The sequence below is a fragment of the Bdellovibrio svalbardensis genome, from assembly GCF_029531655.1.
GTDB lineage: Bacteria > Bdellovibrionota > Bdellovibrionia > Bdellovibrionales > Bdellovibrionaceae > Bdellovibrio > Bdellovibrio svalbardensis.
Genome location: NZ_JANRMI010000002.1, coordinates 265,820 through 286,484 on the forward strand (window position 1 = coordinate 265,820; position 20,665 = coordinate 286,484).

The window sequence follows — 20,665 nt, forward strand, 5'->3', positions numbered from 1 at the left end:
CTCACTTCCCAAGCTCAGACGCAAGTTGATTCCAGCACTCAATCTGGAACTTTTCCGAAGTCCCATTTTTGGTTGGGATCGGTGGGAGGGACATAGCCGGAGCGGCTGCTTCCTGCCTTATTCAGTTCGACTGATTTGATGTTTTTGTCAGAGTCAGCGGTGACTGTGACCGCAGGTCCACCTGCTTTTTTGCTGGCCTCCAGGCTTTTGAGCATTGCAGCAAAGTTCGATTTGGAACGGGAAAGTGAATAGATCCCTTTAGCATCTTCACCCTCGAATAAAACCTCAATATCGTCAGAGATATCGCGAACAACACGAACTTTGCCGGTGAATGACTTTGTGTCATCTTTGGCCTCTTCTTGTTCATACAAATTGCTGTTGTATTGTGATTTTGGTTTCTTTGGTTTTTTGTCGCCGCCCGCTGCGGCCTTTTCCATGATTTGAACGGGGTTTAACGGTTGGTCTTCGGCCTGAGCGGAAGCGCCGCAAAGAAATCCTGCGACTAAAAAGGTCGTGATGAAACTACTCATAGATTGCACCTCAGGCTATTATTGTGCAGGGCCTTTTGTTGCTGCGCAACAGGGCCTTGGTGGGATTTCTAATTTTGAGACGGAAGAACAGTTACAAAGTGTCTTGAAATACGTGAATTAGGAGAAAGACGGGAATTGGGAGCGCTTTGTCCCGCACGACGGTTCGACCTTAAGTTGACACCAAAACTTTAGATTGAGAGAGTTTTCCAATTAGAAAAGGAATTACCATGAATCGTCTACTCTGCTTAGTGGTCGCCGCATCTTCTATTATTGCAACTGGAGTGAGTTACGCACACGCGGATCAGGGATCTGCCGTAGATCCTTCAAATTTTTGTGTTGAAAACCCTCAGTGCTCTGAGCCAATGAAAAACATCGCAAAGTCCTATGGTGAAGGCTTCGCAACCTTTACCCAAAAAAATGTGTCTGCATTTAGCGGGAAGTGTTTCCATATGGATCCAATCTATGATCCTGACCATGCACACTTTGGCGCCTTTGCTTTTGAAAGTCAGCCGTCTAAAATTTTGATCAATGGACTTTTTGGTTTCTTCTATGAAGGTGATCCCTTTGCCGGGATGACTGTTGGGGAAACGATTGCGGCCATTCGTGAGGGCAGCGCTCAGGCCTCTGAGGGTGTGTTGCGCCCTGATCATGTGGAATTGGCCTTTAAAACTTCGGCGACCGATATTCGCTATTGGTTCCGCAGCGACAAGGCGCAAAAAAATCTTTTCGTTATTGGAAAACAAGTCAGCGCAAACAGCAGCTCAGCGAAATTGGTATTTTGCAAATTGCTAGCTCACTAGAGGGTGGTTACTTTGAGTTCGGAAAAAATTGCCTTGACCCAAACGGTTCAAAAAGGTGGCTGTGCGGCGAAAGTCGCGGCCAGTGAGCTTCGAAAAATTCTTCAAAGAGTGCAATTCCCCGCGGCACACCCGGCACTTATGATTGATGGTGGCCTTTTTGACGATGCGGCGATTTATAAAGTGACGGAAGATATCGCCATGGTTCAGACCCTGGATTTTTTTACTCCCATTGTGGACACACCAAAACTGTTTGGAGCCATTGCCGCAGCCAACGCCTTGAGCGATGTTTATGCCATGGGAGGAAAGCCTAAAACGGCCATGGGTATTTTGGCTTTTCCGATCGCCACAATGACCGACGACGTGATCGTCGATGTTTTGCAAGGAGCCAGCGACAAGGTCGCTGAAGCTGGGGCAAACTTCGTGGGTGGCCATTCGATTGACGATGACACATTAAAATTTGGCCTCTCAGTGACCGGCTTTGTTCATCCCAACCATGTCTGGTCCAATGCGGGGGCTCAAGTTGGGGATCATCTTATTCTGACAAAAGCGTTGGGCACTGGAACTATGACGGCAGCTTTGAAGCGCCAAGAGGCCAGCGAAGCTGATATCATGGAAGCTCTTGAAAGTATGGCCACCGTCAACAATGCTCTTGATTTCATGAATGAGGAGCAGAAGAAGTCTGTCCATGCGGCAACGGATATTACGGGCTTTGGCTTGTCCGGACATTCCATGCAGTTGGCTAAGGCAAGCCAGGTGACACTGAAGTTTCAAGCGCAGTCGCTGCCAAAGTTCGCGAAGGCTTTGCATTTCCTAGAGAAAGGTTTCTTGACGAAAGCTCATCGCAGCAATGCTCAATACACTGAAAATGATATCGATGTTACGGCACTCGATAATCTACATAAACTTCTTATTCATGATCCCCAAACCAGCGGGGGATTGCTTTTGAGTGTGCCGGCTTCTTTGAGTGCAGATTTGGTTGCAAATTTAAAAAAGAAATTTTCATTTGCCGCAGTGGTTGGCGAAGTTTTGCCAAAATCTGATAAAGCGGTGATTTTTGAATAATAGAATCAAACCGGAATCCTTTGCGGAACTTTTATTGGCGAACACACCTTTGATAGATGTGCGCGCGCCGATAGAGTTTCAGCAAGGGTCTTTGCCGGGGGCCGTGAATTTGCCCATCTTGAATGATCAAGAGCGGGCGCTGATCGGGACCACCTACAAGCAGCAAGGTCAAGAGGCCGCTGTGAAGCTGGGTTATGAATTGATTTCGGGGGCAGTCAAGGAATCGCGAGTGCAGTTGTGGGCGGAGTCGATTCAAGCCAATCCACAGACAGTGATATACTGTTTTCGCGGAGGAAAAAGATCACAGATCACACAGCAATGGCTGCGCGAAATAGGTATTGAAAGACCGATCATAGAAGGTGGCTACAAAGCCGTTCGCGGTTTTTTGATCTCAGAGTTGGAACGCTATTCTCAAACTCATTCCTTTCGTGTGTTAACAGGTGCGACAGGAAGTGGGAAAACCCGCTTTCTGCAAGAGCTTAAAAACGAAATCGGCTTGGTGGATCTCGAAAAATTGGCCCACCACCGCGGTTCGGCCTTTGGGTCCATGGGAGTTCCTCAACCATCGCAAATTGATTTTGAAAACCAGTTGTCGCTAAAACTGATTAGACTCGATAGGGACTTTCCCAAAGATTTTAAACCATTGATCGAAGATGAAAGTCGTCTGATTGGGGCTTGCCATTTGCCGGGGGCCTTCTTCGAATCATTGCGGAGCTCCAGTGTTATCTGGATTGATGAACCCTTGGACAAACGTGTCGATAATATTTTTAAGGACTATATTGTCGACAGTGCCATCGGTTTGGCGGTGGCCTCGATTCCTCGCTGTGCTGAAGAAGTTGAAATTCTAAAATCAGAAGCTCTTCGTTTGTTTGACCGCTATAAAAATGCGGTGAAAGCCATCACTCGAAAGTTGGGTGGCTTGCGTGCGCAAGAGATTTTGGTCGATCTTCTTGCTGCGGAAACTCAATTTCTAGAGTCCGGCGAGCTTTTCGCGAATCGTATTTGGATCGAAAAATTGATCAGTTGGTATTACGATCCGATGTATTCTGGCAGTCTGGAGAAACGCCAAAGTCATGTCTTATTTAAAGGGTCCTACGAGGCCTGTCTTGGGTTCTGTAGAGACGAAGTCACGGTTTCTCGGCCCTAGTTGCTCCCATCGGTGTTCCCTCTAGTTGTCTCATTTTGAGAATCTTTCCATTATATCAAGAGCCTAAATTGGCACTTCTCAGCGTCGTTAACAGGTCAAACTGTTTCGGAGCCAATCAATCACGAGGGAGCGTGGCTTAGTGTTTGCTTTAAAGTTGAGCAGATTTAAAGAGCTGTGCTCAATTTTTAATGAGGAGATTTGTATGAAAAAGGTCATGAAGTTTGTCTTGTCTGCGGCAGTCTTAACCTCTGCGATCCCAAAGCAGGTCTTTGCAGCAGAAGCCACTGGGGAGGTCTCTCTGGATCAAGTTATCGCCCAGAAGAAGCAGCAAAATGAGCAGGCAAGATTGCAGTTGATTAATTTGAAGCTACAGCTTTTGGAGATGCATCAAGAACTGGAGCAGGAGAAAAATCGTTTTGGATATCAAGCCTCTAAATGGACTCGCAATATCGCATTAGCGACCGCGGGTTTTGCATCGGTAGCCACGGTGGTGAACGCAAGAACTGGAACAAACAGAAATTTTATTGGATATTCGCTGATCGCCCTGGCGTCGGGTCTTGTCGCTGGCCTGGGTGAAGTGGGTGTTATTCTTACCAATGATCAAGTTGTTGAACTGAACGAGAAGATTATTGAGCTTCGCAAGAAGGTTGATGCCGCAGAAGCAAATCTTGCAGCTGCAGGAGTCTAACCTTCACGGGTATTTTCATTATTGAGGTTTCGCTTGAAGAGCATGGTCAGACACATTCTAATTTTTGCGTTATCATTAGGGATTTGTCTGCAATCTCTGGCGGGGCCTCGTTTTTGTTCCACTGTTTTTACCCTGGAATCTGCGGAGGCGAAGCCCTCCTTCTTTAAGGAACTTCTACTTCCCCGCGCCATTAAGACTTTTGATGCTGAGCTGTATTGGCGGGTTCGGACTTCTGACTTCTCCAAACTGCAGCTTTCTGCAAAAGAAATGAAAAGAATTGAAGTTAAATTGGCTCTGATCGACCAGGTCATGCCAACGGGTAAGTTGAAGTGGTCTGAGCGTATTTTCAACTTGGGACTGTTGCGTGTTCGCGACTTGAATGCCCTTTTCTCGAAATACCAGATTCAAGATTTTCAGGATCCTTATTTGCGAAAACAATTTATCACTCAGCTTTACACTCTTCATGAGACTCCGTGGATGGGACTAAGAAAGTCTGTTGAGTTGTCGCGCAACGAGCGCCTGCAAGAGTGGGTCGTGCGAACCTCAGAGCAAAGAATGCTCAATGCGGGGCTTCGCGAACTGGTCGATGAAATGAGTTTGGGCAATGCCAGTATTTTGAAGTTGGCGCAGGTGAATTTAAAAAAGGTTCTGAGCAGCGGGTGGTTGGGGCTTCCGACGCGGTTGCCAATGTTCAACAAGCCTTTGGAGCCCATCATTTTTGAGAAGATACTTTGGGAGGGGCCTGCCTCGTACGAGCAAGCCTTGCGCTCTGTGATGAAAAAGGATCATGCCGCAGACGTCTACAACAATTTCACTCGCGCCTATAATAAGGCGGCAATGGTGGCTTTGATTGCGGTGCTTTATTACACTCTTCCGCAAATGCAAGATGAGTTAGAAGAGCAGGTTCTTAAAGCGCAGGAATCCCACGCCCAAGATCCTGAGAATGTTAAAAAGCGAGATGAAGCGTTTCAAAAGGCCATGGCAAATTTAGATAAGATGGCACAGCAAATAGACGAGCTCAATAATCAGGATCCCAAAGAACAGATGTTTCAGGAAACCCTGGTTATGTTCGAGAGTGCGAACAATCGAAAAGCGACGGCGACAGAGATTCAGACTCTAAGAGAAAAGCTGGGCCTGCTGCATTGATCAGTGAGGCTTTATGCTCCTGACATGCTTTAAAAGCAGAAACGAACTCTTAACGTGACAAACGAGTCCATTTCTTGAGAAGACATAGTCACCTGGTTTTTTTCTTGTGTCGGGGGACTGTCTGAATAGCCGCAAAATCTTTTTGGTCATTTTAATTCTTTTTGAAGTGAGCATTTCTTGGGGCGAATGGAGAGGTCCCACAACAGGTGCGGTCGCACAAAGTCATAAGACAGTTTATTTTATTGCCTCAGATTTGAAGAACGGTGGTGTGTCAGCTGTCGTTGAGGGGCTGCAAGCGGCAAGTCGTTCTCTAAAATGGAGTCTGAAAGTTCTAGACGGCGAAGGGAATGCAAATCTTGTTAAAACTCACTTCATTGAAGCTTTAAGAGCCAAAGCCGATGGAATTGTTTTGGGAGGAGTTGAGGCAAGCCAATACTCTGATGAAATAGCTGCGGCTCATAAGAAAAACTTAAAGCTGATTGGGTGGCATGCTTCACCTCAGCCAGGTTCCAGCAAAAACTTGATAGCCAATATCACGACGGACCCAGCATTAGTTGCAAAAATGGCGGCTGAGCTGGTTCCAGATCGCGGGTCTAAAAAGGCGGGCGTGGTTATAATTACGGATCGTAACTTTTCGATTGCCGCTGCAAAAGTTTCTTATATGAAAACGATCGTTGAAAAGGTCAAAGCCCAAAAGGTTTTGTCGATTGAATACGTAGATATATCAAAGGCGGATCAAGTCATTCCACTTCTGGTGGAGGATTTGAATCGCCGCTTTGGGAAGCGGTGGACTCACACCTTGGCTATCAATGACATCTACTTTGATCACATGAACTATCCACTTAAAAAAATTAAAAGAACGGATGTTGTGAACATTGCGGCGGGGGATGGGTCCAGGATTGCGATCAATCGTATCAAGTCTGGTCTTTCTCAACAGATTGCCACGATTGCTGAACCCTTGCACTGTCAGGGATGGCAAATCGCTGATGAACTCAATCGTGCATTTCATGGGGATCCTCAGAGTGGCTTCGTCAACGAGCCTATCGTGGTGACAAAGGCCTTTCTGGATTCGCTCAAAAGTAATGATGTTGAGGCGAATATTTCCTTTCAAGATGCCTATATGAAAATTTGGTATCCCTAGGGTGGGGATTTTGAGGCGCTTTTCTTAAAGAAGAATGGCCTCAATGATGATTGGTTTTTTGTCATCGCGCATCATCTATTTGAAATTTAAAGAAACAAGCGCAAGATGATGAGGCTGAAGAAATTAACAACCTTAAGGGGAGACGACAACGATGAATAAGTTGGTACTAGGAGGCCTTGTATTAGCAATGGCTTTCTCAACTGCTTGTAACAGAAAAGTAAAATTGGACACTGACGTAAAAAAAGCTAGCTATGCAATTGGCCAGCAAATCGGTGGCAACTTGAAGCAACAAAACATCGAGTTCGATGCTGATGCTTTGAACCAAGCATTGAAAGATGCAGCTGCTGGTAAAAACGAAATGTCTAAAGAAGACATGCAAGCGGCAATGATGAAGCTTCAAGAAATGGCGATGAAGAAGCAACAAGAACAAGCTGAAGGCAATGCTAAAGCTGGTAAAGAGTTCTTGGAAAAAAATAAATCAGCTGCTGGCGTAAAAGTTACGGCATCTGGTCTTCAATACATCGTTGAAAAAGAAGGCACTGGCGCTTCTCCTAAAAAAGAAGACGTAGTAAAAGTACACTACAAAGGTACTTTGACTAACGGTGAGCAATTCGACTCTTCATACGACCGTGGTCAACCAGCTGAATTCCCAGTTGGTGGCGTTATCCCTGGTTGGACTGAAGCTCTTCAGTTGATGAAAGTTGGCGGCAAAGCTAAACTTTTCATTCCACCTGAACTTGCTTACGGACCATCTGGTCGCCCAGGTATCCCACCTAATTCAGTTTTGGTTTTCGAAGTTGAATTGATGGATATCGTTAAAGCTGACACTAAAAAGGCAAAAAAGTAATTTAATGCTGGATCTTAGTAAAAGCCCTTTTGAGCATTTCGACCGTCTGATGAAAGAGGCGGTCGAAAAGCAGGTTCCAGAAGCGAATGCAATGTCAGTCGCAACTGTGAGTCCGGAAGGTATACCCTCCGTTAGGATCGTCTATTTAAAAGAGGTCACTTCGGAGGGTTTTGTTTTTTATGGCAACTATCGCAGTCATAAGGGACAGGATCTCGAAGAGAATCCCAATATCTGTTTGAATTTTCACTGGCCCGTATTGTGGCAACAAATCCGTATTACTGGTATGGCCGTGAAATTGAATCCTGAAGAAAGCGATGCTTATTTCCGCACACGCGCACGCTTAAGCCAAATCGGTGCTTGGGCCTCAAATCAAAGTGAAGAAATTCCTAGTTACGAACATCTTGCCCGTCGAGTGCAAGAGTATGAAAAACAATTCGATGGCCAAGAAGTTCCGCGTCCTCCACATTGGGGTGGCTGGCTCGTTGTGCCCACTGAAATCGAATTCTGGTTCGGTCTAACCGGCCGCCTCCACGAACGCTACATCTACCAGTTCACAGAAGAGGGTTGGAAGACATTCATGAGGAGCCCTTAGGCTTCTCAGTTTGCTCTATGCGAAGCCCGTAGGCGGAATCGGCGGTTCACCCTTGCGTTCCGTTTGACTGTAAGTTTTTGCATTACTTCGCGCTTCTTGTTTTTTACTACGGGATATTTTTCTAGATTCAATATGATCCATGATCAGCAACGAAAGAGCTTCATCCAAACCGGGGGCGCCTTTGCTGGCTTCTTGCGCCTGCTCGTGAGCTTTTGCTCGGGCTTTCATATGCTTCACGCCCGGCCATGCGCGGCTGAAGACATAAATATATCCCACTAAAACGATCGCGGATAATATCAAGCCTGACCAAAAAGTGGCTCCAAAATAAATTGAACCGCTGGCGTCATACTGTCTCGTTGCATCGACCAGACTGATGAAAACTCCACCGCAGATAAAAATGATGGAGGCCAATCCTAAAAGAATGAGCCCAATGGGCTTACGGCTTCTGGCCATCGACTCGTCAAAAACTTCCATGGCCATTTCTTTGAAATTTAAACCTTTGGAAGGTTTTGCGCCGAAAAGAAGTCCCAAAATAATAGAAACCCATTTCATCATTTTGCAGTCCTTTGTGTGATGTTGAATCAAGAGGAAAAGAACGAAGGCCCTCATTTGGGGGAGATGGAGAGGCCTTCGTTCACCGCTTGGATGTGTCGTTTAATGACGTGTGCGACGAGCAATAAGCCCCGCAACAAATCCCACGGCACAAGCTCCAAGCACGGTTGCAATTGGATGCTCTTTAACAAAATCTTCGGATGTGCTTACTGCATCTTGCGCTTTGTGTTTGATAGACTCATAACGATCGTTTAGCTGGGCTCTTAGATCTGATTTGGCCTCACCGATGTGAGATTTTATTTCAGATTTGGCATCACTATAGATGCTTTTCCCAGTTTCCAAAGCTTGCTTGCCAGTGGATTTCATATCGTTCACGAGTTCTCTTGAAGACTCAGCCATAAGATCCTCCTTATTGGTGAAAGCGTTATCACCATTGTGGAAGAAACTTAGCGTCATTCTCCAGAGAACTTTGCGAAACTTGTCATGGTTCACTGAAATATTTTTTGAGCGGTGCTACTTGGCAGTTTTTGTTTTTGGAAACCTAAACTTAAATCCAAACTCTTCGCTGGTTCCAGCGTACAATAACAAGTCAACCCACTTGCCGTGGACATAAAGGCGACGCGGGGAAAGGCTTTCTTTGCGAAGTCCAATATTCTTGGCCACTTTGATGGAGCGCTTATTTGTGGGCATGATGCCAGCTTCAATGCGGTGAAGTTTTAAATCTTTAAAGGCGATTTCAATCGCCGCATGGCAGGCCTCGGTTGCATACCCATGTCCCCAGTGATTGTTGTAGATGCGATATCCCAGATAAGCGTTCTGAAAAATCTGGCGAGAAATATCCATCAAGCTGACGGTGCCGATCAGGAGACCGTCGTCTTTGCGGAAAACACCGAATTCATAAAAGTGATCTTGAGAGCGCCATAGGAGGTTTTTTTTTAAATGCGCTTTGAATTTAGGAAGAGTCAGTTCTGACTCCACCCAATTTGTCTCATCCCATTCGTTTTGAGGTGGGCGCATGGAGGAGTAAGCCTGTGCCCAATTCTCGAAGTCATGAAGTTCCAACGGGCGAAGAACAAGACGTTTGGTTTTCTTAAAGATAGGCAGATGCGCGGTTTTCATGGGTAGACATTCCTCCAGAAATCAATTTGAAGGGAACGCGCTTCAGGTTGCAATAATAATAAGTCAAATCGTGTGAACTTCTTACGCAAGCTTTATGGCTTTCGTGTCCCACGAGGCGAACTTCGATTTCAACGGGTTGGTCCTTGGGAATTGCAACTAACTTTGGAGTCACATAATTCGTGCGAGCCCCTTGCACCCAAATCTCAGCACCTTCTTGTTCCGAAACCACCATACAAAGACACATCTCTTCAGCGAGACTCTTTGGTAGTCTCTCAGGCAGTTTGCGAACCCCCAAAAGCTCTCTCAGATTCTTAAACAAAGTCATACCCATCTCCTTTGCCAGCGCGCCGAAGGAAATACCACACTCACCAAAAAACACCACCCCAACTTTCAAAACTAGACCAGGAGCTGCCGAGGTACGCCGTACCTTTTTGAGGCTCGGCGCGTTAAGTTTGTGTGGGTAAGTAATTGAGGGTTAGTGAATCGCCATGGGGGCGATGAGGTAGAACTCAGGAATTTCGACAGAGAAGGTTTCGCCACCTTCAGAAGTCATAAAGTAGCGACCCTTCATGGAGCCCGTGGAGGTGTGAAGAGGGCAAGCTGAATCATATTCAAAAGTTTGGCCAGGTTGAATTTTTGGCTGAATTCCAATCACTCCAGGGCCGCGAACTTCTTCTTTGGTGCCAAGTGCGTCGGTGATGATCCAATGACGGCTCATGAGTTGAGCTGAGGCGCTGCCGATGTTTTTAATCGAAATTTTGTATGCAAAGAAATGGTAACCTTGTTCAGGGCGTGACTCTGAAGGGATGTAAACCACTTTCGCGGTAATTTGAAAATCGGGAAAAACAGTCTTTTGGATTGCCATTGCGAAATCCTACTCCGAAGATTTGGCCGAATCAAGATTTGCAAAAGAGCGCTAAAGAACCCTCGCCAAAATTGCCGTCAACTCCTTGATCCGAGCGAAAAAGGTACGCCGTACTTTTTTGAGGCTCGGCGCATCAAGCAAAAGGTGCCTGGCACCTTTTGCTTCACTCGGTGCGTAAGCTATTTGAGGGGGATGTTTTCGATTTCAAAGACGATCGGGTAGTGATCGGAGGGGAGTCGAAGTTTGGCTTCCATGTTGGAGGGAACTCCGATTTCAGATCCGAATTCGTCTTTGTAGCGATACGCCAAGCTGCTGTTGGGCTTGAGGTGTTGCTGCAAGAGAGGTGACAAAAATGCAAAATCGATTTGTCGGCCCTCTGTGCGTGTGTTGTTCTTTACTTGATAAAAAGTCGCGCGTTTTTCAGCACTTAGTTGGGCAACCTCAAAAACATCTAGAAGTTTTGTTGTGCTGTAAATGTCTTTGAATTCTTCATCGGTGCCAACGGTGGAGGCGTTCCCGTTGAAGTCTCCCGCGATCATGATGGGTACATCAGGATGTACAGCCTCGAGCTCTTTGTAGATTTCCAAAAGAGTGCGCAGTTCTGCCTGGCGACGTTCGAAGCCATTGGGATCAATGCGTTCCGGATCCAAACGAGATTTCAAATGTGTGAGGAGGGTGATCAAAAACGGCTTTTCTTTGTCTTTGCTGAAAAGTCGCAGCTCGGCCACGTCTCGAGAGAACTTGTGGCTGGTCGTGATCTTGCCACCTTTGACGGGATAGCCATGCGCCAGGCTTTGCCTTTCGTGCGGATACAGATAATTAATGGGGCGGCTTTTGTTCGAAAGAAGATCGAAATAGTAAGGTGCGTTCTTACGAATTAAAAAACCCACGTCGATGTTGCGATCTGAATTTCCCTCAACCAATACTGGTGAATAGGCATCATCCATAAAGAGTTGGTTGAAGTTCTTCAAAGACTCATAACCACCAACTTCGCACAGCATAATGATGTCGGCGTTGATGTCGATCAGGCATTTGGCGATATCGTGGCACTTCTTGAGCGACTTGTTTTCATAAACGGAAGTGCTGGTCCTTTGCCACTGAGTTTCGCTCAGCTTTAAAAGCTCCTTGGTTGGCTCGGTATCAAACAGAAGAAACAGGTTCTCTGCATTGAGTAAGCAACATTTTAAATTTGTGGTCGCTGTCCACGTCATATTATGATTTTATGGATTTTTATACCTTAAGCTCAAACTAAAAAATGAGGAAATCATGGCAAAGAAGACAAAGACGGCAAAAACCACTCAACGTGCGACTGCAAGCGCAACAAAATCGTCTATCAACGCTTCGGCTTCGACGAAACACAAAGAAAAACTTCACTTTCAATCTTGGGTTGAAACATTCGATATTGGCAAAGAGTTAAAAGTTAAGAACGAATTAACGGGTTTCGTGTATTTCTTGGGCGTAGATGACTCTAATAAAGTCAAAAGTTTGATCAAAGAGCACTCTTTGCAATGGCAAACGGACTCTTTGCAAAAGAGTGAGCGCGAATTCATCTATTTCGTTGGCCAACAAGGCCCTGTGTGGATTTTGAAACCTCGTACTAAAAACAGCGCTGGACACGATGGACTCATTGACGAAGCTCAATACACTTGGGCGCGCGATCAATTCGGTTCTTTGGTGAGCCAATTGAAAGCTCATCAGTTGAAGGCTGTGCAGATTGAATTCCATGGAACTGAAGAAGCGCAGGATTTGGGAGCTTTGGTTGGTTTGGATATGGCACCTTACAACTTCCGCCAATTCGTTGACGGAAAACAGCTTGTGGATCTTCCAAAAGTGGCGCTTCGCAAAACTTTGGGCGCCCTTGAAAAAACGACTATTAAGGATGCAATCAGCAGAGCTCGCGCGGTCAGTTTGGCGCGCCATCTGGTCAGCCTTCCGCCTAACGATTTGAATCCTAAAACTTTCGCAGAAATAGCCACTAAAAAACTGTCTTTCTCTGCTGCTAGCAAAGTGACAGTCTGGGACTCTAAAAAATTGATCCAAGAAGGCATGGGACTTCATGCGGGAGTAGGGCAAGGGGCAGAGCACGAAGCCTGCATGGTTCACATCAAGTACCGTCCTGCAAAAAAATCAAAATTGAAGCCGATTGCTTTTGTCGGCAAAGGAATCACCTTCGATACGGGTGGTTTGGATATCAAGCCCTCATCAGCAATGCGATTGATGAAAAAAGACATGGGTGGAGCAGCGAGTATTTTAGCGATGGCTCTTTGGGCTTCTGAATCTCAGTATCCTGGTCCTTTGGATTTCTATTTGGCCTTGGCTGAAAATGCTGTGGATGCAAAGTCTTTCCGCCCTGGTGATGTTTTGATCGCACGCAATGGCTTGAAAGTGGAAATTGACAATACGGATGCTGAAGGTCGTTTGGTTTTGGCAGATGTTTTGGATGTGGCATGCACACAAAAAGGCGCTGATGAACCAGAATTGGTGATCGACGTGGCAACTTTGACGGGCGCTATTAAAGTTGGTTTGGGTGCAGAGATCGCAGGTCTTTTCTCTAACGACGACGATTTGGCGAATGAATTGACGAAAGCGGGACAACGCGCTGGGGATTTGAACTGGCGCATGCCTTTGTTCGAAAAATACTGGGCTGAAATGTCTTCTCCGTTTGCTGACTTCAAAAATTCTGGCGGCGGTTTCGGTGGCGCCATTACGGCAGCCTTGTTCCTTCAGAAATTTGTAGGGGGTAAGAAGTGGGCGCATTTGGACGTTTACGCATGGACTGATAAAGCACAAGGAGCTTTGTTGGCGAGTGGTGGTAACGGTCAGCCGGTTCAATGCTTGATCGAGTTTTTGAAGGCTCGCGCGTAGTTGTTCGCGGAGTGGTGCCAACTTGACTCTAAATGAGTTGGCCTCTGTTTTGCTTTAGTATTTTTGCAGTAGTTTTCACCTTCTTCATTGGGGGAGAAGGTGAAAAACCACTATAAAACTGCTGGGGGCAACAATGATGGCATTCATAAGAAATTCTTTGGTAATTGTGTTTTCACTCGCACTTTTGATGGGCGCTTCCACTGCAAGCGCTCGTTACTCCGACGAAGTCGGAGCGCAAGCAGGTCAGGGTGGAGTTCGTCCCAGTAATGGATATGGAAACAACGAAGAACGAGTGCGTGTCCTAGAAACCCGTGTCGGTCAGCTGGAATATTCTCTCTATCAAATCAATCAGCGTTTGGCTGCTTTAGAAACTTCACAAAGACCTCAACCTTATCCAACTCAACCGCAGGAGATGGCCTGTATGGTTGTCGACTCTTTAGTTTACAGAGCTTCATTGGGTAAAGGCCGCACGAAACTAGAGGCCGAAGCAAATGCTCGTCAAGCCTGCGCAAGCTCCGTGCATTCAAGCTATTGTCAAACTGCTGCTAAATGTTCTGATGAGCGAGACTTGCAAGTACGTCAAGGTGTGATGTGCGTTCTTAAGGACACTTTGGTTTCCAGAACATACAAAGGCGAAGCGAAAACTTTTGTCGAAGCTGAATATCAAGCTCGCAAAGTATGTGCAGAGAGCGTTCACGGATCTTACTGCCGTGCCGAGGTTCGTTGCGAAGCTTTCTAGGTGTTTGTTAATTGCCTAAGTCTTTAGAAATAAGAAAAATTATGACGAAGGGAGCTTGAGGAAGCTCCCTTTTTTTATTTTCCCGACAGCTGCAGGGTGAGGGTACTGTTTCGGAATAACAACCAAACAGTATTAATTTCGTCGTATAGACAATCAGTCTCTTGTTGGGCTTCATAATTAATAAGAGACATTTTAACGAACTATAGGCTGTTATATTTGGAAAAATCTGGAATTCATAACGTCTTAAAGGAAATACTAAATTTACGCCAAGCGAGAAATCCTAAATATTCATTAAGGGCTTTCGCGAGGGATTTAAACTGCTCCGCAGGAAGAATCTCTATGGTTCTGTCTGGAAAAGCGGAAGTGGGTCTGCGCCTCAAAAAGAAGCTTCTGCAAGCGGATGCCTTCTCAGAGGAAGAACAAGTCCTTCTTGAGAAAGTCTTCAAACAAAATTCAAAACCCTTGGTGGATTTTTGCACAATTCGAAATCAAGATTGGCCGATTCTGAGCTCTTGGCAGCTCCATGCGGCCGTTTCTGTGTTGCAGGCTGCAGATGCCCGGTTTGAAGTAAATTGGGTGGCCCGTCGATTGGGTTTGGATGCGGCGATAGTTGAAGAGATTTTCGAAGTGCTTTTGCGCAATGAAATCGTCGTTCAGCAAGAGGAAGACTTCGACGTCAAAATTACTCATATCGGTGACTGTCGCACCATTTTTGAAATGGATTTCGTGAAGTCCTATTGTCAGTTGAATCGGAAGTTAATCGATGAAATGCCAACAACTGATGAGGGTGATTATGGATTCAACTCTATGATCTTTTCGATTGCTTTAGAGAAGATGGAAGAAGTGAAGAAATTGACTCAGCAATTTTTAAATAGAATTGAACAGCTTTCACAGAAGAATACGTCTGGAGAAGTTTTTAATCTGACAGTCCTTCGTCATACTTTAAGTCGAAAACTGTAAAAAAAGCCTGCGGCGGCAGGCTTTCAAATTCATCTTCTATTTATAACCAAAGAGCTTTTTGCTCTTAATAAGATCGCGGACCTTTTCAGGAACGCAGGCTTCCCAACGAGCATCTCCTTTTTCAAGAAGGTTCATGACGTCTTGAGAGTGCAGATATTCCCCAGTTTCATCACAGCCGGAGATATCCACGATCTGCTTGTTTTCTGTGAAGTACGAATAGATATGACGAAGATGTGGAGCCGGGAAGAAGCTCTTCGTTGTCATACAAAGTTGAGCCGTCTTATGCGGGTAAACGTAGAGTTTAGTTTTTTGCTCCAGCAGTTTGCCAAGTCCTTCCAGAAGACCGCCCTCAAGATCATTGTAGTGCTCTTCTTCGAAGAGCTTTTCTAAAGAGCTTGCACCCACAACCAAGGCCATGAAATGAGAATTGTAGCGACGTAAGAACCTCTTCAAACCGTAGAACAAGAAGAAGTTAGAAATCAGAACATGGAAACCCAGAGCCGTTAAAATCTCAACACGCTCAAGGAAGTCTTTTTCATTCACATGCCCATCCGTTTGCAGGTTGTGCATGGTCAGTTCCATGATTGGCAGAACTTCCACATCTTTGCCTTCGCTTTTCAAAATGTCGGCGTGACTTTGCACCAAACCTTTTTGAAGGACATCAATATGGGTCGCCGTCACAGGACGGAAAGTGCCACGCTGGATCAGTAAAGATTTGCCGTAAACCGCGTCTGACACATTCAGGATTTCATTTTTAGGAGAGAACAAGATCGCATCAGCCAAGCCACGACGAACCAGCTCTAGATTCATCAGACGGTCATCGAAATGCTGCAGATCCGGGCCGTCGAACTTGATCACGTCGATGACGATTTGACCTTCGCGAAGGCTGTCGACCAAACTGTCGATAAAGCCTTCGACTTTATTGGTATGATAGAAAGCACAATTCAATAGATTTACGCCCAAGATGCCCAAAGCTTCTTGTTGTTGCAAACGATGACGATCAAGCATGCGCACATGCAAGATGATATCGTTGTGTGGGGCACCTGGTTCTTTTTGGAAGCGCACTCCCATCCAACCATGCGATTGTTTGGAGGCTCCAGAAGAAGCGGTGGCCACAGTGTTGGCGAATGAGAAGAAGCGAGATTGAGGACCACGGTGAGTTGCCAAACGCTCAATCAGAAGTTTGTATTCATGCGAAAGCATTTTTAGTAAGCGTGATTCACACACATAACGGCCGTTGGCTTCGCGGCCATAGATGTCATCACTGACGATCATGTCGTAAGCTGAAATAGTCTTAGCAATTGTTTGTGAAGCTTTGCCGGCTTGGAAGAAGTGGCGAGCCACTTCTTGTCCGGCACCGATTTCGGCGAAGGCGCCATAACGAGAAAGATCTTGGTTGATGCGCAGAGCTTTGCCCAGTGTCGTTTCTGTGTTGCAATTTCCATCTGGCATTGCTTAAACCTCGTCGTTCTTTTCAGCTTTTACCCAGCCAGTGATGGCAAGGCTCATAGCTTTTTCAATTGGCATATCTAATGGTGTGATTTTAGAACGGGGAACCATCAAAGTAAATCCGCCCAGACCGTAACTCATAGGAATATAAACCGCCAGACGATCTCCTGCATTCTGATCAATTGCCGGAAGATCTTTGAAGTTTTCTCGGGTCACAAGACCCAAGGCACGAACACCTGTTTCGCCCATATCGACCAAAACCACGGTCTGCAATCCACCGGGACCACCACCCTTAGAGAACAGATTCATCAGGTCGCGCAGGGGACTGTAGATGGCCTTTATAAAAGGAACTTTCATCAGCTGTTGTTCGAGACGATGGAAGACCCCCGCCGCGATCAAGTTATTCAGCAAGAAACCCAACAAGAAGATAATGAGGATGGTGAGGAGAAAGCCCAAACCAGGAATATAGACAGGCATCACCTGGCGAAGAGCGTCTCCTAAAAGACTGTCGACGATCGAGATGCCGGCATAAACGATATAGATCGTCAGGGCGACGGGAAGAAATGTAACCAAGCCCTGCAAGAAAATTTTCTGAAGATGTTTCATACTTAGATGTTCCCTGTTGAATCTATATCGGTAGAGTTCCTGTAAAAAATAAATAACAGCTTAAAGTCGACTCTTCAAGGGGTTACGCCATCCTGAATTGAGACGTTTTTTTTACTAAACCCGACTGGACTTGCGACCGAAAAGAAAGGGTCACCAAAGGAGATCCCGTGAAACGGATTCTAACAGGCCTATTTTCATCGTTGTTGGTCTCTGCGCCAGTACTTGCGCAGAGCATTCAAGCCGTTCCGGGTGAGTTTATCGTTAAGTATAAGTCGACCGCGATGAGCGTCAGTAACGTTCGCGCCAAGCTGTCTTCGAAGGCAAGCTTGCACAAGGCTTTCCCAGCCATGGGGATGTATCACATCTCCATGAAGGCGGGAGTCGGGGAGGCGGCAAATCTTGAGGATATCAAGGCGGATCCTGATGTGGAGTACGTTGAACCCAACTATATTTGGGATAAGGGAAGCGATTCTGCTCCTACTGATAACAGTGCTCTGGTGAATGTCTATCAAGACTCTTATACCTATAATGAAGCCATTACTTTGACCAGGGCCAGAGCGGATAATCACTTCTATCAAGCGACTTTGAATACCGGAGTTGAAAACTCTTGGTCGCAGTTGTCTCCGTTAGGCGCTAACGAAAATAAGGTCGTCGTGGCAGTCGTTGACACGGGTGTGGACACATCACACAAGCTTTTTAAAACCGTGGCGAATGGTGGAGCAAATGCCTTGTGGACTAACACACGTGAGCTGAATGGTGTAGGCGGCGTTGATGACGATTCTAATGGTTATGTCGACGATATTCACGGTTGGAACTTCATTACTAATACTTCCAATTATATCGATGATGATAATCACGGAACCCATGTGGCGGGGATTATCGTTGGTGCCGGTCAAAATATTTTTGCCAATCCTTTGGCGGAATCCAAAGTTTCAATTATGCCTCTGAAGTTCTTGGGGGCTAATGGATCTGGAACGACGACGGCAGCTATTAATGCCATCTATTATGCTGTGAATAACGGTGCCGATGTCATTAATAACTCGTGGGGCGGTTCAAGTTACTCCAGAGCTTTGCACGAGGCTTTGAGCTATGCTTATGATCACCAAGTATTGATTGTCTCTGCTGCAGGTAATATGGGCAGCAATAACGACAACACTCCGATCTATCCTGCGAACTACGATGTGCCGAGCAATATTGCGGTGGCTTCTTCAACAAATAATAATTTCAACCCAGCGATCTCCGGATTCTCGAACTACGGTGTAAACCTGGTTCAAGTGGCGAGTCCTGGTGAAGATATTCTGAGTACCATTATTGGTGGCAAGTATGCCTCTATGAATGGCACTAGTATGGCGGCTCCTTTTGTTGCGGGTATGGCGGCATTGGCCTTGCGCGAAGACCGAATTCTGACGGGTTATCAGTTGAAGCAATTGGTTTTGAACAGTGTCAGTGCGAAGCCATTGTACCGCTCTTATATTTCATCCGGTGGTCTTATTGACGCCAATAATTTGATTGTGTCAGCGAAAAGCTCCGTGGGCACGATGTCAGCCTATCAGCCTGACTATAAAGCTCAGCTTCGTAGTGTTGCGAGTGATGGTGCTTCGAGTGGCGGCGGTGGCTGTGGTTTAGTCAGTACGGCTATTCATGGCGGTCCTGGTAGCGGCGGTCCCACTCCAATGGGTGGCGTTGTAGCTGGCCTGTTGTGTTTGCCGTTAGCTGTATGGTTTGTGCTTCGTCGACGTGATCCAAAAAATCTTCGTCGCCACGAACGCTTCCGCATGAGCTCAGAGATCCGCGTGATGGTCGGTGACCGTGAACTGGTGGGTTCGGTGAATACGATTTCCCAAGGCGGTTTGTCATTCAATACGGATCAGGCTTTGGAAAAAGGCGGTATTGTCACAATGCGAATTGCCAGCCCTGACGGCCACGAAGTCATCGAGGTTCAAGGTCAGGTTGTGTGGAACGAGCAGAATCAAGCGTACGGAGTTCAGTTCGCAAATGCTCGTCAAGGAACACTCGCTATGATCCAACAATGGACTCAGGCGTTTGGTAAACCATCGTAAGTAATTCCAGGCAGGTGAGGGAACTCACCTGCTAGATGCCCAAGCTATTCATCACAGATCATTTTTTGTTTTCGCGGGAATAGGCCCGTCGACGGGGTCGACAGGCTGGAAAGATTTACCGCTCCAGCGGTTTAGAGCAGAACACCGTGAAGGACGAAGCTTGCTACTGAGAAGTAGATGATAAGACCCGTCACGTCGACCAATGTGGCAACGGCAGGTGCTGAGGCGCTGGCAGGGTCGAAGCCAACCTTCTTAAGAAGGAAAGGCAGCATGGAGCCCGAGATTGTTCCCCAGAGGACAATGCCGATCAAACTGAGCATGACGGTAATCGCCACCAGAACATAGTGAGGGCCGTATAAGGCTTCGCGTGTTGGCCAAATCAGGATACGGCATAGACCGACTAAACCCAAAGTGACACCCAAGCACAGACCTGCCATCAGCTCGCGGCCGAGGACACGCCACCAGTCGCGCAGACGAACCTCTCCGAGGGCCATGGCGCGAATGATCAGTGTTGAGGCTTGAGACCCTGAGTTACCACCTGAGCTGATAATCAATGGAATGAAAAGAGCCAAGACGACAGCACGTTCGATTTCTGTTTGGAAGTAGCCCATCGCAGTTGCGGTGAACATTTCGCCCAAGAAAAGAACCAACAACCAGCCCGCACGTTTTTTGATCATCTCCATCATTGAGATTTTCATGTAAGGGGCATCAAGGCTTTCAACCCCCCCGAGTTTGTGGATGTCTTCAGTAGCTTCCTCTTGAATCGCATGTGCAATGTCGTCGAATGTCACGATACCACGCATGACTCCGTGTTCATCGACAACGGGGATGGCCATCAATTCATGCTGAGAAAAAATGCGACCAATCTGCTCCTGGTCCATCTCTGGTGGAAGCTTGAGAATATCTGTGTGCATGATATCCACGATCTTCGTTCCCTGCGCTGCAGAGAAAATTTCGCGGAAGGAGATAACCCCCAGGAGCTTCTGATCTGAATCCAGAACATAGGCATAGTAAATCGATTCAACATGAGTCTTGGCTTGAATTCGCAAATAGCTGATAGCTTCATCCACCGTCATATCGGGACGGAGGCGTACGAAGCGGGTGCTCATCAAACCGCCGGCGGCATCTTCTGCATAAGCGAGAAGTGCAATGACTTCGCGTTTGGTTTGCGGGTCTAGTAACGATAAAAGATCCTCTTTGGATTCATGACCAATCTCTTGAATAAGATCGGCCACGTCATCGGGAGCTAGCAAGCGAACCCACGAGCGTTTCTCGAGATGAGACGCTTCGGCGATAAGCTCTGCTTGATCATGTGTTTTTAGACTGAGGAAAAGTTCTTCGGCATCGGTACGGGGCAGTTCCTTGAACTTTTCACGTCGTTCGTCAGGAGTCATTGAAGACCAAGAGTCCAAAAGGGTGAGGACTGTCTCTTGCTCTGGTTTCTCATCGAGGATTTGGTTGTTGTCTTCCATCACCGCCGCCCGTGCTGTTAACTTT

General features: G+C 46.5%; 22 protein-coding genes. 12 read left to right on the forward strand and 10 right to left on the reverse strand.

Annotation, left to right across the window (positions count from 1 at the left end; genetic code table 11):
- Positions 1 to 38 precede the first annotated feature (38 nt).
- Positions 39 to 530 carry a hypothetical protein gene (locus tag NWE73_RS06620; protein WP_277577507.1) on the reverse strand — a complete coding sequence of 164 codons (492 nt, stop codon included), beginning with the start codon at positions 528 to 530 and terminating at the stop codon, positions 39 to 41.
- A gap of 227 nt (positions 531 to 757) precedes the next feature.
- On the opposite strand from NWE73_RS06620, the gene NWE73_RS06625 reads away from it, so the two are divergent.
- From NWE73_RS06625 to pdxH, 8 genes are all read left to right on the forward strand, one after another.
- The gene (locus tag NWE73_RS06625) at positions 758 to 1,330 is read left to right on the forward strand and encodes a hypothetical protein (protein WP_277577508.1); all 573 of its coding nucleotides are present in this window, start codon (positions 758 to 760) and stop codon (positions 1,328 to 1,330) included.
- Between the two features lie 3 nt (positions 1,331 to 1,333).
- Positions 1,334 to 2,392 carry a selenide, water dikinase SelD gene (gene selD, locus NWE73_RS06630; protein WP_407652935.1) on the forward strand — a complete coding sequence of 353 codons (1,059 nt, stop codon included), beginning with the start codon at positions 1,334 to 1,336 and terminating at the stop codon, positions 2,390 to 2,392.
- On the forward strand, positions 2,385 to 3,539 hold the full coding sequence (gene mnmH / locus NWE73_RS06635) for a tRNA 2-selenouridine(34) synthase MnmH (protein ID WP_277577510.1): 1,155 nt from the start codon (positions 2,385 to 2,387) through the stop codon (positions 3,537 to 3,539). The genes selD and mnmH overlap by 8 nt, the downstream gene beginning before the upstream one ends.
- 202 nt (positions 3,540 to 3,741) lie before the next feature.
- Positions 3,742 to 4,227, forward strand: coding sequence for a hypothetical protein (locus tag NWE73_RS06640; protein WP_277577511.1), 486 nt, complete (start codon positions 3,742 to 3,744; stop codon positions 4,225 to 4,227).
- A gap of 267 nt (positions 4,228 to 4,494) precedes the next feature.
- Entirely contained in the window at positions 4,495 to 5,373 is an 879-nt protein-coding gene (locus NWE73_RS06645) for a hypothetical protein (protein WP_277577512.1), read from the forward strand.
- Positions 5,374 to 5,539: 166 nt separating this feature from the next.
- Positions 5,540 to 6,514, forward strand: a complete 975-nt coding sequence (locus tag NWE73_RS06650; RefSeq protein ID WP_277577513.1) for a substrate-binding domain-containing protein — start codon at positions 5,540 to 5,542, stop codon at positions 6,512 to 6,514.
- A gap of 151 nt (positions 6,515 to 6,665) precedes the next feature.
- Complete coding sequence (locus NWE73_RS06655) at positions 6,666 to 7,361, forward strand: FKBP-type peptidyl-prolyl cis-trans isomerase (protein ID WP_277577514.1); 696 nt, start codon at positions 6,666 to 6,668, stop codon at positions 7,359 to 7,361.
- A gap of 4 nt (positions 7,362 to 7,365) precedes the next feature.
- The gene (gene pdxH / locus NWE73_RS06660) at positions 7,366 to 7,953 is read left to right on the forward strand and encodes a pyridoxamine 5'-phosphate oxidase (RefSeq protein WP_277577515.1); all 588 of its coding nucleotides are present in this window, start codon (positions 7,366 to 7,368) and stop codon (positions 7,951 to 7,953) included.
- A 15-nt stretch (positions 7,954 to 7,968) separates the two neighbouring features.
- On the opposite strand, the gene NWE73_RS06665 is transcribed toward pdxH, so the two are convergent.
- The 6 genes from NWE73_RS06665 to NWE73_RS06690 all read right to left on the reverse strand — a co-directional run bounded on the left by NWE73_RS06665 (position 7,969) and on the right by NWE73_RS06690 (position 11,700).
- Entirely contained in the window at positions 7,969 to 8,508 is a 540-nt protein-coding gene (locus NWE73_RS06665; protein WP_277577516.1) for a hypothetical protein, read from the reverse strand.
- A 99-nt stretch (positions 8,509 to 8,607) separates the two neighbouring features.
- Entirely contained in the window at positions 8,608 to 8,904 is a 297-nt protein-coding gene (locus tag NWE73_RS06670) for a DUF883 family protein (protein WP_277577517.1), read from the reverse strand.
- A gap of 114 nt (positions 8,905 to 9,018) precedes the next feature.
- Complete coding sequence (locus NWE73_RS06675; protein ID WP_277577518.1) at positions 9,019 to 9,624, reverse strand: GNAT family N-acetyltransferase; 606 nt, start codon at positions 9,622 to 9,624, stop codon at positions 9,019 to 9,021.
- Positions 9,596 to 9,949: a hypothetical protein gene (locus tag NWE73_RS06680; RefSeq protein ID WP_277577519.1), complete on the reverse strand. Its 354-nt coding sequence runs from the start codon at positions 9,947 to 9,949 to the stop codon at positions 9,596 to 9,598. Before NWE73_RS06680 ends, NWE73_RS06675 begins: the two co-directional genes overlap by 29 nt.
- Before the next feature lie 150 nt (positions 9,950 to 10,099).
- Complete coding sequence (gene apaG / locus NWE73_RS06685) at positions 10,100 to 10,489, reverse strand: Co2+/Mg2+ efflux protein ApaG (protein ID WP_277577520.1); 390 nt, start codon at positions 10,487 to 10,489, stop codon at positions 10,100 to 10,102.
- A 179-nt stretch (positions 10,490 to 10,668) separates the two neighbouring features.
- Positions 10,669 to 11,700, reverse strand: a complete 1,032-nt coding sequence (locus NWE73_RS06690; RefSeq protein WP_277577521.1) for an endonuclease/exonuclease/phosphatase family protein — start codon at positions 11,698 to 11,700, stop codon at positions 10,669 to 10,671.
- Positions 11,701 to 11,755: 55 nt separating this feature from the next.
- Between NWE73_RS06690 and NWE73_RS06695 the strand changes: the two genes are divergently transcribed.
- From NWE73_RS06695 to NWE73_RS06705, 3 genes are all read left to right on the forward strand, one after another.
- Positions 11,756 to 13,354 carry a M17 family metallopeptidase gene (locus NWE73_RS06695; RefSeq protein WP_277577522.1) on the forward strand — a complete coding sequence of 533 codons (1,599 nt, stop codon included), beginning with the start codon at positions 11,756 to 11,758 and terminating at the stop codon, positions 13,352 to 13,354.
- Positions 13,355 to 13,487: 133 nt separating this feature from the next.
- On the forward strand, positions 13,488 to 14,093 hold the full coding sequence (locus NWE73_RS06700; protein ID WP_277577523.1) for a hypothetical protein: 606 nt from the start codon (positions 13,488 to 13,490) through the stop codon (positions 14,091 to 14,093).
- A gap of 339 nt (positions 14,094 to 14,432) precedes the next feature.
- Complete coding sequence (locus tag NWE73_RS06705; protein ID WP_277577524.1) at positions 14,433 to 15,053, forward strand: DUF4423 domain-containing protein; 621 nt, start codon at positions 14,433 to 14,435, stop codon at positions 15,051 to 15,053.
- 36 nt (positions 15,054 to 15,089) lie between these two features.
- Here the strand turns inward: NWE73_RS06705 and NWE73_RS06710 are convergent, their stop codons facing one another.
- The gene (locus NWE73_RS06710) at positions 15,090 to 16,505 is read right to left on the reverse strand and encodes a hypothetical protein (protein ID WP_277577525.1); all 1,416 of its coding nucleotides are present in this window, start codon (positions 16,503 to 16,505) and stop codon (positions 15,090 to 15,092) included.
- 3 nt (positions 16,506 to 16,508) lie between these two features.
- Positions 16,509 to 17,108, reverse strand: coding sequence for a DUF502 domain-containing protein (locus NWE73_RS06715; protein WP_277577526.1), 600 nt, complete (start codon positions 17,106 to 17,108; stop codon positions 16,509 to 16,511).
- Between the two features lie 167 nt (positions 17,109 to 17,275).
- Here NWE73_RS06715 and NWE73_RS06720 point away from each other — a divergent pair, with 167 nt between their 5' ends.
- Positions 17,276 to 19,168: a S8 family serine peptidase gene (locus tag NWE73_RS06720; RefSeq protein ID WP_277577527.1), complete on the forward strand. Its 1,893-nt coding sequence runs from the start codon at positions 17,276 to 17,278 to the stop codon at positions 19,166 to 19,168.
- A gap of 131 nt (positions 19,169 to 19,299) precedes the next feature.
- On the opposite strand, the gene mgtE is transcribed toward NWE73_RS06720, so the two are convergent.
- Entirely contained in the window at positions 19,300 to 20,640 is a 1,341-nt protein-coding gene (gene mgtE / locus NWE73_RS06725) for a magnesium transporter (protein WP_277577528.1), read from the reverse strand.
- Positions 20,641 to 20,665 lie beyond the last annotated feature (25 nt).

Coding starts and splice junctions, on each gene's coding strand:
- NWE73_RS06620 (WP_277577507.1), bottom strand. CDS start 530: ATGAGTAGTTTCATCACGACCTTTTTAGTCGCAGGATTTCTTTGCGGC.
- NWE73_RS06625 (WP_277577508.1), top strand. CDS start 758: ATGAATCGTCTACTCTGCTTAGTGGTCGCCGCATCTTCTATTATTGCA.
- NWE73_RS06640 (WP_277577511.1), top strand. CDS start 3,742: ATGAAAAAGGTCATGAAGTTTGTCTTGTCTGCGGCAGTCTTAACCTCT.
- NWE73_RS06645 (WP_277577512.1), top strand. CDS start 4,495: ATGAAAAGAATTGAAGTTAAATTGGCTCTGATCGACCAGGTCATGCCA.
- NWE73_RS06655 (WP_277577514.1), top strand. CDS start 6,666: ATGAATAAGTTGGTACTAGGAGGCCTTGTATTAGCAATGGCTTTCTCA.
- pdxH (WP_277577515.1), top strand. CDS start 7,366: ATGCTGGATCTTAGTAAAAGCCCTTTTGAGCATTTCGACCGTCTGATG.
- NWE73_RS06665 (WP_277577516.1), bottom strand. CDS start 8,508: ATGATGAAATGGGTTTCTATTATTTTGGGACTTCTTTTCGGCGCAAAA.
- NWE73_RS06670 (WP_277577517.1), bottom strand. CDS start 8,904: ATGGCTGAGTCTTCAAGAGAACTCGTGAACGATATGAAATCCACTGGC.
- NWE73_RS06675 (WP_277577518.1), bottom strand. CDS start 9,624: ATGAAAACCGCGCATCTGCCTATCTTTAAGAAAACCAAACGTCTTGTT.
- NWE73_RS06680 (WP_277577519.1), bottom strand. CDS start 9,949: ATGACTTTGTTTAAGAATCTGAGAGAGCTTTTGGGGGTTCGCAAACTG.
- apaG (WP_277577520.1), bottom strand. CDS start 10,489: ATGGCAATCCAAAAGACTGTTTTTCCCGATTTTCAAATTACCGCGAAA.
- NWE73_RS06690 (WP_277577521.1), bottom strand. CDS start 11,700: ATGACGTGGACAGCGACCACAAATTTAAAATGTTGCTTACTCAATGCA.
- NWE73_RS06695 (WP_277577522.1), top strand. CDS start 11,756: ATGGCAAAGAAGACAAAGACGGCAAAAACCACTCAACGTGCGACTGCA.
- NWE73_RS06700 (WP_277577523.1), top strand. CDS start 13,488: ATGATGGCATTCATAAGAAATTCTTTGGTAATTGTGTTTTCACTCGCA.
- NWE73_RS06705 (WP_277577524.1), top strand. CDS start 14,433: ATGGTTCTGTCTGGAAAAGCGGAAGTGGGTCTGCGCCTCAAAAAGAAG.
- NWE73_RS06710 (WP_277577525.1), bottom strand. CDS start 16,505: ATGCCAGATGGAAATTGCAACACAGAAACGACACTGGGCAAAGCTCTG.
- NWE73_RS06715 (WP_277577526.1), bottom strand. CDS start 17,108: ATGAAACATCTTCAGAAAATTTTCTTGCAGGGCTTGGTTACATTTCTT.
- mgtE (WP_277577528.1), bottom strand. CDS start 20,640: ATGGAAGACAACAACCAAATCCTCGATGAGAAACCAGAGCAAGAGACA.